General features: G+C 41.4%; 11 protein-coding genes. 5 read left to right on the top strand and 6 right to left on the bottom strand.

Translation table 11 applies throughout. From position 1 onward, the window contains the following. Window positions 1–254 precede the first annotated feature (254 nt). The 4 genes from IEY40_RS14115 to IEY40_RS14130 form a co-directional block, all read right to left on the bottom strand. On the bottom strand, window positions 255–1,874 hold the full coding sequence (locus IEY40_RS14115) for a methyl-accepting chemotaxis protein (protein WP_188957258.1): 1,620 nt from the start codon (window positions 1,872–1,874) through the stop codon (window positions 255–257). A 611-nt stretch (window positions 1,875–2,485) separates the two neighbouring features. After that, on the bottom strand, window positions 2,486–4,051 hold the full coding sequence (ahpF, locus tag IEY40_RS14120; protein ID WP_188957259.1) for an alkyl hydroperoxide reductase subunit F: 1,566 nt from the start codon (window positions 4,049–4,051) through the stop codon (window positions 2,486–2,488). A 111-nt stretch (window positions 4,052–4,162) separates the two neighbouring features. Beyond that, window positions 4,163–4,732, bottom strand: coding sequence for an alkyl hydroperoxide reductase subunit C (ahpC, locus tag IEY40_RS14125; RefSeq protein WP_188957260.1), 570 nt, complete (start codon window positions 4,730–4,732; stop codon window positions 4,163–4,165). 226 nt (window positions 4,733–4,958) lie between these two features. Then, a complete protein-coding gene (locus IEY40_RS14130) occupies window positions 4,959–5,702 on the bottom strand; it encodes a spermidine synthase (RefSeq protein WP_188957261.1) in 744 nt (247 codons plus the stop codon). Window positions 5,703–5,840: 138 nt separating this feature from the next. Between IEY40_RS14130 and IEY40_RS14135 the strand changes: the two genes are divergently transcribed. Further along, on the top strand, window positions 5,841–6,380 hold the full coding sequence (locus tag IEY40_RS14135) for a mechanosensitive ion channel domain-containing protein (protein ID WP_188957262.1): 540 nt from the start codon (window positions 5,841–5,843) through the stop codon (window positions 6,378–6,380). Between the two features lie 70 nt (window positions 6,381–6,450). Here IEY40_RS14135 and IEY40_RS14140 read toward each other — a convergent pair whose 3' ends face one another. Then, window positions 6,451–7,188 (bottom strand): dienelactone hydrolase family protein, encoded by a 738-nt coding sequence (locus IEY40_RS14140; protein WP_188957263.1) that lies wholly within the window; start codon window positions 7,186–7,188, stop codon window positions 6,451–6,453. Between the two features lie 52 nt (window positions 7,189–7,240). Continuing rightward, window positions 7,241–8,230: a 2-hydroxyacid dehydrogenase gene (locus IEY40_RS14145; protein WP_188957264.1), complete on the bottom strand. Its 990-nt coding sequence runs from the start codon at window positions 8,228–8,230 to the stop codon at window positions 7,241–7,243. Between the two features lie 320 nt (window positions 8,231–8,550). On the opposite strand from IEY40_RS14145, the gene IEY40_RS14150 reads away from it, so the two are divergent. The 4 genes from IEY40_RS14150 to asnC all read left to right on the top strand — a co-directional run bounded on the left by IEY40_RS14150 (window position 8,551) and on the right by asnC (window position 10,663). Continuing rightward, window positions 8,551–8,970 carry a hypothetical protein gene (locus tag IEY40_RS14150; protein ID WP_188957265.1) on the top strand — a complete coding sequence of 140 codons (420 nt, stop codon included), beginning with the start codon at window positions 8,551–8,553 and terminating at the stop codon, window positions 8,968–8,970. Window positions 8,971–8,987: 17 nt separating this feature from the next. After that, window positions 8,988–9,278 (top strand): hypothetical protein, encoded by a 291-nt coding sequence (locus IEY40_RS14155; protein WP_188957266.1) that lies wholly within the window; start codon window positions 8,988–8,990, stop codon window positions 9,276–9,278. A gap of 134 nt (window positions 9,279–9,412) precedes the next feature. Then, window positions 9,413–10,090 (top strand): bifunctional tRNA pseudouridine(32) synthase/23S rRNA pseudouridine(746) synthase RluA, encoded by a 678-nt coding sequence (rluA, locus tag IEY40_RS14160; protein ID WP_188957267.1) that lies wholly within the window; start codon window positions 9,413–9,415, stop codon window positions 10,088–10,090. 111 nt (window positions 10,091–10,201) lie between these two features. Continuing rightward, entirely contained in the window at window positions 10,202–10,663 is a 462-nt protein-coding gene (asnC, locus tag IEY40_RS14165; RefSeq protein WP_160056051.1) for a transcriptional regulator AsnC, read from the top strand. Window positions 10,664–10,754 lie beyond the last annotated feature (91 nt).

Raw genomic sequence — 10,754 nt, forward strand, 5'->3', positions numbered from 1 at the left:
CAGCTCACATTACAGTGAAAAATAAGCACAATAACTAACATCAATGATCTCAAGGTGATTAAAGTAAAACAAACATCGTCTTGAGGCAATTTTTGCCGTGATAATACGCTATTTCAAAAAAAAGTGACGCTTACATTAGCGCAATTACACACAATTGCTGTGATAGTGCTCAATTCGCGCTTGTATAACACAAATAAAAACGCAGAGCGTTTGCTCTGCGTTTATGTTGCTGCGGATTAATTGAAAACTGACATTTACAACTTAAACTGAGAGGTCGCGTTATTGAGCTCGTTAGCAAAGCCGTCTAGCCCTTGAGAAATGCCCTGTACTTCAGCCAAAATACCTAAAGTTTGCTCAAATGAGGCATTCATTTCAACCACGTTATTTGCCACTTGCGCGGCAACAAGGGACTGTTGCTCTGTTGCAGAGGCAATATGAGTATTCATGCTGTTGATGCTAACAATTTTAGACTGAATTGAACTCAACACTTCACCGGTATCTTTAGCAAAGCGTTCGTTTTCAGACGATTTAGTGATGGCCACATCCATCGTACTAACAGACGACTCAGCTGCTACTTTGAGTTTATCTAGCACGCCACGAATTTCTTTAGTTGCATCGGCTGTTTTTGACGCCAATGCACGCACTTCGTCAGCAACGACAGCAAAACCACGACCATGCTCACCCGCGCGTGCCGCTTCAATAGCAGCGTTTAACGCCAATAAGTTGGTTTGCTCTGCAATAGAGGTAATCACATTTAGAATAGACCCTACACTTTCAGTGTCTTTCGCTAACTCATTGATTGAGTTTGATGCCAGCTCAATGCCAGAGTTTAACTCTTGAGAAATTCTCACTGTACGCTGCACAACGGCCAAACCTTCTGTTGCTTCTTGTTCTGCAACTTGGGCGGCTTCTGCCGCCTGCTGGGCACTGTGGGAAATATCATTCACTGAATGGCGCATTTCTTCCATCGACATATGAACAGTTTTAGCATCCTGACTTTGTTTTTTAGTCGCCTTAGTCGCAACTGTCATGCGCTCTTTTAGTGATGACGCACTGTCTAACAGTGGGCTCGTCACATTAACGACGCGCTCAATCGACTCGGCAAGTAAACGTAAAAAACGATTAAAATTACTCGATACTTGGCCAAGCTCATCGGTACCTGCAACGGTTAATTGATGACGTAAATTACCTTTTCCGTCAGCGAGTTCGCCCAATGATTGAGCCACATCGCCAGCAGAACCGCTGATGGCTTTCGCAATTGAAATCGTCGCAATAGCCATTAACACCAGTAAGGCAAGACCAATACTTAATGTAAGGTATAAACTTTGTTCAGAGCGATCGCTGGCCTCTTTAATGGTCAAGCTAAACTCATCAACTTTGTCGGCTTTATAGGCTGTGATGCCCTTGGTTAATGATGCAAACACTTTGGCTTTTGTCTGGCTAATTTGCCCCACATCGGCCATATCGATAGTGCCATCGAGCATGCCTTTAGCTAAAGACAGGGTCATGTTGTTGTATTCATTTAATTGTTGGGATAACTGCCCCAACATCAACGTCTTTTGTGGGTCAGTGGCAGACAAATTACTCAGGTTATCTTTAAGAGATGTAAACGTTTTATTGGCGTTTTCGAGTAAGTCTTCATCAGCAAAAGACACCGCCTGCGTGTATAACTCATCTAAACGCTGTATATAAATTACGTTTTGGTTGGCGAGCTCTACTCGCTGCGCCACTTTGGTTTCCATAAACGACAAGGTGTCGCGGTTTTTATTAATCGCAACCGTGCTGATCGCCAGGTTGACCGCAAAAATAATCACTGACAAAACAAATATCAGCCCTACTTTTTTAAAAATTGACATGTTACTAAACCAACTCATATTTCGCCCCCAAAGCGTCCTTCAATATATGAAAATTAGACTTAACGCTGCCAGTTTAACAACGTCAATAGCACGATTGCGAAGAGTGTCACCGGTTGATTCCCTTGAGATATATCGTGCACATCGGACGATATGCATCGGTATTCATAGGCTTAACTATAGCAATACTTTTTATGGTTATTAATTTACCAATAATGAAATTAATGATTACTTCAAAATCGACTTGTAACTCAATATCGGCCTAGTTTAAATATACTTGAACTTTATCTAATGAAGTTAACTTTATTGCTGTTTCTCGTTAAGGCAAATAGCCCTAATTTGATCAATACAGTTGATTATTAGAGTAGGTTGATTTTCAACGTTAGTTTCTCAGCGAATGTTGGCCATTGCCCATATATATCACTGCAAGGCAGCGACTCTGAGGTATAGTTATGCACATAAAAAGTCGATAACGCCGTAAAATGATCAACACATGCTGCCCGAAGAGTTCGGCTAAAAACGTTTTTAACTCGAACAATATTCAACCAGTAAAGACCAGCAGACTCGCGTGACACAAACAAAAAGAGTCAGCTACGCTGACTCTTTTTTATACTGTAAAGATTACCTGTTTATTACGCTGCTTTTACATCAGTTTCTTCTGAGTGCCTGATTAAGTAATCAAACGCGCCTAGAGATGCTGTTGCGCCGCTGCCCATGGCAATAATGATTTGCTTGTATGGTGTGTGGGTCACATCACCGGCAGCAAACACGCCAGGAATCGATGTTTGACCGCGCTCATCGACGATGATCTCGCCGCGAGGTGTCATATCAACTACACCTTTTAACCACTCAGTGTTTGGTACTAAACCAATTTGCACAAAGATACCGGCTAAGATGACTTCTTTACTTTCACCGCTTGCACGGTCGGTATAAACCAAACTAGTAACACGCGTACCATCGCCTTTCACTTCTGTGGTCATGGCTTGAGTGATAATAGTAATATTCCCCATTGATTTGGCTTTACGCTGCAGTACTTCATCTGCACGTAACTTACTATCAAACTCAAGCACGGTAACATGCTCGACAATGTTGGCTAAATCGATAGCGGCCTCAATACCAGAATTACCACCGCCGATAACCGCGACACGTTTGCCTTTAAATAATGGGCCGTCACAGTGTGGACAATATGCAACGCCTTTACCACGGTATTCTTTTTCACCAGGCACGTTCATTTCTCTCCAACGTGCGCCCGTTGCTAATAACACCGTTTTACTGCTTAACGTTGCGCCGCTTTCTAGCGTCACATTAAATAGACCATTTTTAGCGAGGCTTAATGCACGTTGGTTAGCCATAATATCGACTTCATAATCTTTAACGTGTGCTTCTAAGTTAGCAACCAGTTTTGGGCCTTCTGTTTTAGACACAGAGATAAAGTTTTCAATTCCAACAGTTTCAGCCACTTGGCCACCAAACTTATCAGCAACAATACCGGTGTTTAAGCCTTTACGAGCCGAGTAGATTGCAGCTGCTGCGCCTGCTGGACCACCGCCTACAACCAACATATCGAATGCTGACTTTTGGTTTAACTGTTCAGCTTGTCTACCCGCTGCATTTTTATCTAATTTATTCAGTACTTCGACAACGCTAATCGCACCGACAGAGAATGCTTCGCCATTTAAAAATACTGATGGTACTGACATGATATTGCGTTCGGTCACTTCATCTTGGAATAGTGCACCGTCGATCATCACATTAGTAATATTTGGGTTAATTGCTGCCATCATGTTTAATGCCTGAATCACTTCTGGGCAGGTTTGGCAACTTAACGACACATAGGTTTCAAAGTGAAATTCACCAGGTAATTGACGGATCTGTTCGATGATATCCGCATCCAATTTAATCGGATGTCCGCCGCTGTGTAAAAGTGCGAGTACTAAAGAGGTAAATTCGTGACCCATTGGTAAACCAGCAAAGGTAATGTTGCTTGCGTTTTGTGGGTTAATCACACTCATACTTGGTGTGCGCTTACCGTCTTGATATGTCATTGAAACGAGATCAGATGAATCAACGATATCTTGCGCTAAACTGGTTAATTCTTTTGCTTTTTTTGAGTCATCTGCAGACACGACAAGTTCAACTGGGCGCTTGAGGTTTTGCAGATAGGTTTTCAGTTGATTTTTTACATTCGCATCTAACATAACAACTCCTAAAAATGGGAAAATTCGAAAAAAGTGGAGAGTGTTAGTCGGCGCCGGGGGAGCACCGACCAACTGGAGATGATATTTCTAACCTAAGGGTGATCTTAATGGTTAGATTTTACCTACTAGATCAATTGAAGGAGCTAGAGTTTCTTCACCTGGCTGCCATTTAGCTGGACATACTTCACCGTCGTGTGATGCAACATACTGTGCAGCTTGAATTTTACGAACAAGTTCTGAAGCGCTACGGCCAATACCTAGGTCATGAATTTCAGCAACTTTAACTTGGCCTTCTGGGTTGATAACAAAAGTACCACGCAGTGCTAAGCCGTCTTCTTCAATCATCACACCAAAGTTGCGAGTAATTGTGCCAGTTGGGTCACCGATCATTGGGTAAGTAATTTTACCGATAGTGTCTGAACTTGAATGCCATGCTTTGTGAGTAAAGTGAGTGTCTGTTGACACAGAATAAACTTCTACGCCCATTGCTTGTAGCTTTTCATAATGGTCTGCCATGTCGCCTAGCTCTGTAGGACAAACGAAAGTAAAGTCAGCTGGGTAGAAAAATACTACAGACCATTTGCCTAGCAAGTCTTGCTCAGTGACTTCAACGAATGAACCGTTGTGAAATGCAGTTGCTTTGAATGGCTTGATAGTGCTGTTGATGATAGATTGTGTCATGTCATGCTCCATTGGATTAAGATTCAAGTAAACCCGACAACCTTGTGGTGTCGGAGATGATGAACAAGCTGCTCGTCATCTGATGTGAATCATAATAGCGATGGATGACGATTAAGTATAACGGATAAAAACTATCACCTTAATCGGTTTTTCATATTGAACTTTTTCTTAATCAACAAAACCGAACGCCACATAGATACGGCGCCGATAAAATAATCAAGGCTCGCTACTCCCACACTCCAAAGCGTGTTAACACACGGCTAATATTGGTATCGAGCTTTTGCGATAAGCTTTGTAATGCTTGCTTATTATTAGCTTGAGCAAAGGTATTGCTAGCATTTGTGGCGTAAACAACCCAATTTCCGCCGCCTGTTAAGCAGGCGTAGACATGGGTAAAATGGCTATAAAGAGTGTCGCGTAATTGAGTATCACGGCTGTGCTCTTTCCAGCAATTGAGCACTAAAAAGCCATCGGCTTTTAACAGCTGCTTAGTTTGCCCAATAAATACATCTGTTAATTGTTGCTTATCTACGCCTTTATTACTGTATATGTCGGCAAAAATAACATCGACTTTTTTATGTTCGGCTTGCGCTAGAAAGAGATTGGCGTCTTGATGGATCAACGTGAGCTTTTTACTCAGCGGTAACTGGAAAAATCGTTTAGCCACATCAATGACTCGTTCGCGTAATTCTACCGCGGTAATTTTAATCGCCGCATCGACATGACGAAGCGAATGCACTAAAGCTCCGCCGCCTAAACCTAAAATAATCACACTCTTTGGTTGAGTAAATAACAATACCGACAGCATGGCTTGCACATAAGTGTGTTGTGGTACGTGAGGCTCTGCTTTGTCCATTTTGCTTTGCTCGTCATTATCACCAAACGATAGCACTCTATAATTACCATCATCGAGCACACAAAAATCTCCAAAACTATCACTGTCGACATGCAATACTTTATACTCGGACATACTTCACTCTGCGGGGAGGATTGGCTTTACATTTAGCCAACAATAAAACCATATTGTACCCCAACAATGGTGAGCAAGTCCGAGCCCATTATGGTTTTAATGCTTAAAGACGTTATATTAATCAAACAGGAAACCACCATGTTTAACCAGTTGTTGATGTGTATTTTATATCTAGCAGTATTCTTTTTTGCTCAACGTCACGTAAGCAAGTGGATCAGGCTTCAAGCTGATAAAAAACAAGTTAATGAAGTACGAAGTCGTTTAGTGACTCGGCTGATTTCTTATTTTATGTTTTTCGTCACGATGTCATTCATGACAGTATCGCTAGGTTTAGGTTATCAAGACGTGTCGTTATTTGTGTCATCGGCTTTTGCGGTATTAGGTGTGGCGTTATTTGCACAGTGGTCGATTCTTAGCAACATTACTGCTGGTGTGTTGATATTTTTTGCCTTTCCATATCGCATAGGCGATCGCATTCGAATTGTTGAAAAAGATGAAGATATGTCTGGTGTGATTGTTGAAATATCACTGTTTCATATTCTGATTAAACGCGATTCAGGTGATGTGATGACTTACCCAAATAGTTTATTACTTCAAAAAGGGGTAGTTAAACTCGCGAATGAACATTCTGCTAAAAAAGTCCCTTCAGTAAGACGGGTGATACCAAAGCGTAAATAATCTAGCGCCATGGCATAGCATATATAAAAAAAGGCGCTTATGCGCCTTTTGACTATACGATTTAAACTTACTAATTTAGTACTCGATGAAAAAAAGCCACTGCTTGCAAATACATTTGTAATGCTAATGCTGCATCGTAACGTTCACCCTCATCACGCATAAAGGCATGCTGAGCATTAACCTCAAGCCAGGTAAAGTTTGCATTTACTTGCTCAAGTTTTTGGTAAATAAGCTTACGCCCTTCTTTACTGACATGTGGGTCTTGCTTACCAAACACCATCACTAACTCACCTTTAATATCACCTGAGCGAGTCAGTGAGTCATTACCTTCTTGGCACGGTAAGGTATTTGAATGAATGTCGGTAGGGTACAAACAAAAAGCACCGCTAATATCTGGGTTTAAGGCAGCACGATAAGCCAAGTGACCACCAATACAGACACCCATTGAGCCAACTTTATCGGAACAAAAAGACTGCGCACGGGCAAAGTCGACTAAGGCTTGAGTATCAGTGTCATGCTGCTCTAATGGTTTAGCCCATTTATCAGCATTACCTTTGTCTTTACCGGCATCATCATAAGCTAATATGGTACCAATAGGATTTAACTCATGGAACACTTCTGGAACTAAAACAACAAAGCCATGACCGGCAAGAATCGCGGCAGAACGTGCAATTGGAGCTGTTTGTTGAAATATTTCTGAATAAAAAATAATCGTCGCGAATTGACCTTTACTATCGGGACGATACAAGGTGGTTCGCATAACACCAGTAGGCGTTGCAATGTCGTGTACTTCAGTTTTAGTAATCATATTGTCCCCATTCCATTGTCATGCTGGTGATGAATGTTAGCCGTTAGCAATATTAAAACAACTCGTTACCACATACCTGACCTAGCATTAACTTGGTTACGTTTGTCAATGTCGTTGACGCGATTGCATTGAGCGCTTCGTCAGTTAAAAATGCCTGATGACCAGTAAAAATCACATTATGGCAAGCTGATAAGCGACGGAATACATCATCTTGAATAATCTCACTCGATTTATCTTCAAAGAAAAGTCCTTTCTCGTTCTCGTAAACATCAAGCCCAAGTGAACCGATATGACCATCTTTTAATGCTTCCATCGCATCAAATGCATTGAGTAAACCACCACGACTGGTATTAATGACCATGACACCCGGTTTCATTTTATTGAACGTCATTTGATTCAGTAAATGGTGATTATCTTTTGTCAGTGGGCAATGCAACGTGATGATGTCGCATTGAGGGTACAGCGTGTCTAAGTCGACATACTCAATCCCAAGGTCAATGACCGCTTGATTTGGGTATGGATCGTATGCAATCACTTTACAGCCAAAGCCCAATAAAATTTTAATCGTCGCGACACCAATTTTACCTGTGCCAATAACACCAACGGTTTTGCCAAACATGTTAAAACCCACTAAACCTGATAATGCAAAGTTTGCATCTCGAGTACGTTGATAGGCTTTATGAATTTTGCGATTTAAAGTTAACATTAATGCGACCGAATGCTCTGCAACTGACTCAGGAGAATAAGCTGGCACATTGACAACTTGCATACCTAAACGCTCAGCGGCAATTAAATCGACATTGTTAAAACCTGCACAACGCATGGCAATAATCTTTGTTCCGCCTTTAGCTAACTCCACTAAGACTTCTTCGCATAACGAGTCGTTAACGAATGCACAGACTACTTCGTAACCTTCGGCCAACTTAACGTTTTGCATGCATAGGCGGTAATCAAAGTATTCGATATCAACATTAAACTGCTTATTAGTACGATTAAAATGCACAATATCGTAAGGCTTCGCGCTAAAAAATCCAATTCTCATAAGTATCCAATTTTACCGGTTGTAAATGGCAGGCTTAAGCATGAGGCTTAATCTAAAAGATAAGTTAATTGTATGTGAATTCAGGGGTATTGTCGTTAATATCACATTAGATAAGCACCAAATTGTGATCCAACTGACGTTGAGGCTTTATACAGTATAGTCACGACATTATGCGTTTATTTGACAAGCATTAATCAAACCGCAATGTTATCCCGACAAAGGATATCAACGCGACTAAACTGCAAAACTGGCGCGTGTATCACTGTTTATATTAGCGCGGCTTGTTATTATTGAAGTATTTTAAACCATGAAAGTAACCCATGAAAAACAACAAAAACATGCCCGTATCAGAAGGACGATTTTGGATTGAACGTATCAGTAAAACTACGCTAAGGGCCATACACATTATTGGCGTCGTCGGCAGTGGTGGAGGCATCATGTTTGACCTTGATTTATCACTGTGGTTTAACTATTGGCTCGCCGCTATTTGTTCTGGAGTGTTGCTAATGAGTTGGGAGATTATTCGCGACTGGCGTTGGCTTATCCAGCTAAAGGGCATATTAACCTTATTAAAAATCATCTTGTTAGGTTTCTTTATTCAAATAAGTCAGTGCAAATCTGAATTAGTCATCTTTATTATTCTATTATCTGTTATTGTATCTCACGGTCCTGCTGGGTTACGTCATTACTCAATTGTGCACCGAAAAGTGATTCAAAGTCGTAAAGAAATCAAAGGCTAGCCAAATAAGGACATGGGATGTTCCCTTACCCAGAACAATATCGAACTGCATTGCCACCCATCACCACAGGTGTAATGGTTATTTGGGCTATTTTAAGTCATGCTATTTTTGCCGATGCGAGCCCCTTTGCTTTATATCCGCTGTTTTTACTCTTCCCTGCTGCCATTTGTGCACATTTATACCTCATTTTGTTGTCAAAAGGCATGCAACGTCTTGACCAATGCTTTTACGCTTTAGTGCATATCCCACTGGCGTTTGTCGTATGGACATTCACCATCATGCACGTTAACGGCCACGCATTTTCTTAAGCACTTTTTATCGTTACGCAATACTTGCGTATCTTGATGTCTAACGGTATCGTTGCCACGAATTGACTGGCGAGCACCAACATAACTGACGTTATTGATAGCTCGTCATCCACTGCCTATTGACGAGACCCATCATGGCTGACTTTATTTACAACCCGCCCACCACGCCTTGGCTAAACATACTCCATGAAGATAAAGATATTATCGTCATCGATAAGCCGTCTGGGTTGTTGTCTGTTCCGGGTAGAGAAGCGATTTATCATGACAGTGTTTATTCTCGCGTATTAGCGGCACACCCGAACGCACAGATTGTTCATCGACTCGACATGGCTACATCTGGTGTCATAGTGGTTGCACTTCGTCGCAGCGCTGAACGCGAGCTTAAAAGGCAGTTTCGGGATCGTGAAACAGCTAAAACCTATTATGCACGCGTGGCGGGTCATGTTAGCAAAAGTGTCACTCACGTAGATTTACCGCTGATTTGTGATTGGCCTAATCGCCCAAAACAGAAAGTTGACCATAACGTTGGTAAACCCTCAACTACCCTAGTTGAAGTGGTCAGTTATGCCGCTAAATCAACATTGGTAAAACTCACTCCCATTACAGGCCGTTCACACCAATTGCGGGTTCATATGATGGCATTAGGTCATCCAATATTGGGAGATGGCTTTTATGCTGACCCACTCGCTAAAAGTCAGTCGCCAAGATTATTACTTCATGCTGCAGCATTAACCATTACCCACCCGTATACAGAGCAAAAAATGCATTTCGAAGCGTCAGCCGAATTTATACTTCCGACTGCAGATCAGTAACCTAACAATATCAAAATTAAACATTGTTAATATCACTACTAATTTTACTGGCTATTATGCAATGAAAGACGTAGATTTATGGCCAATTAATGGTGTAGCAGGCTCAATACTGTGGATAGCTCATTTCAACGCGACGATTTAGATAACCAGATCCTTACGGCACTGATGGAAGATGCACGTACGCCATTTGCTGAACTAGCAAAGCGATTTAGTGTGAGTGCTGGCACTATTCATGTCCGGGTTGAAAAAATGAAACAAGCTGGCATTATTACCGGTGCACAAATTACTGTTAACCCGAAAGCGCTTGGCTATGATGTATGCTGCTTTATTGGTATTAACTTAAAAAGTGCTGGTGACTATCCTGCAGCGATAGCAAAACTTAATGCATTAGAAGAAGTCGTAGAAGCCTATTACACTACCGGAAATTACTCGGTTTTTGTAAAGGTAATGTGCCAATCTATCGATGGTTTGCAACATGTGCTAATAAATCGCATTCAATCAATTGATGAAATCCAATCAACCGAAACACTGATTAGCCTCCAAAACCCTATCATTAGAGCGGTTAAACCTTAACCAACCCTCACACCTCCTCAGCTTTTTACAACACGCCTGCTGTTAACATTTAATTACCTTTTTATTAACTTATAGTGTGACTTTTGTTAAT

The sequence above is a fragment of the Shewanella ulleungensis genome, from assembly GCF_014648315.1.
Classification (GTDB): Bacteria; Pseudomonadota; Gammaproteobacteria; order Enterobacterales; family Shewanellaceae; genus Shewanella; species Shewanella ulleungensis.

Bases quoted from the DNA above. Each gene is read 5' to 3' on its own strand.
- IEY40_RS14115 (WP_188957258.1), bottom strand. From the start codon at position 1,874: ATGAGTTGGTTTAGTAACATGTCAATTTTTAAAAAAGTAGGGCTGATA.
- ahpF (WP_188957259.1), bottom strand. From the start codon at position 4,051: ATGTTAGATGCGAATGTAAAAAATCAACTGAAAACCTATCTGCAAAAC.
- ahpC (WP_188957260.1), bottom strand. From the start codon at position 4,732: ATGACACAATCTATCATCAACAGCACTATCAAGCCATTCAAAGCAACT.
- IEY40_RS14130 (WP_188957261.1), bottom strand. From the start codon at position 5,702: ATGTCCGAGTATAAAGTATTGCATGTCGACAGTGATAGTTTTGGAGAT.
- IEY40_RS14135 (WP_188957262.1), top strand. From the start codon at position 5,841: ATGTTTAACCAGTTGTTGATGTGTATTTTATATCTAGCAGTATTCTTT.
- IEY40_RS14140 (WP_188957263.1), bottom strand. From the start codon at position 7,188: ATGATTACTAAAACTGAAGTACACGACATTGCAACGCCTACTGGTGTT.
- IEY40_RS14145 (WP_188957264.1), bottom strand. From the start codon at position 8,230: ATGAGAATTGGATTTTTTAGCGCGAAGCCTTACGATATTGTGCATTTT.
- IEY40_RS14150 (WP_188957265.1), top strand. From the start codon at position 8,551: ATGAAAAACAACAAAAACATGCCCGTATCAGAAGGACGATTTTGGATT.
- IEY40_RS14155 (WP_188957266.1), top strand. From the start codon at position 8,988: ATGTTCCCTTACCCAGAACAATATCGAACTGCATTGCCACCCATCACC.
- rluA (WP_188957267.1), top strand. From the start codon at position 9,413: ATGGCTGACTTTATTTACAACCCGCCCACCACGCCTTGGCTAAACATA.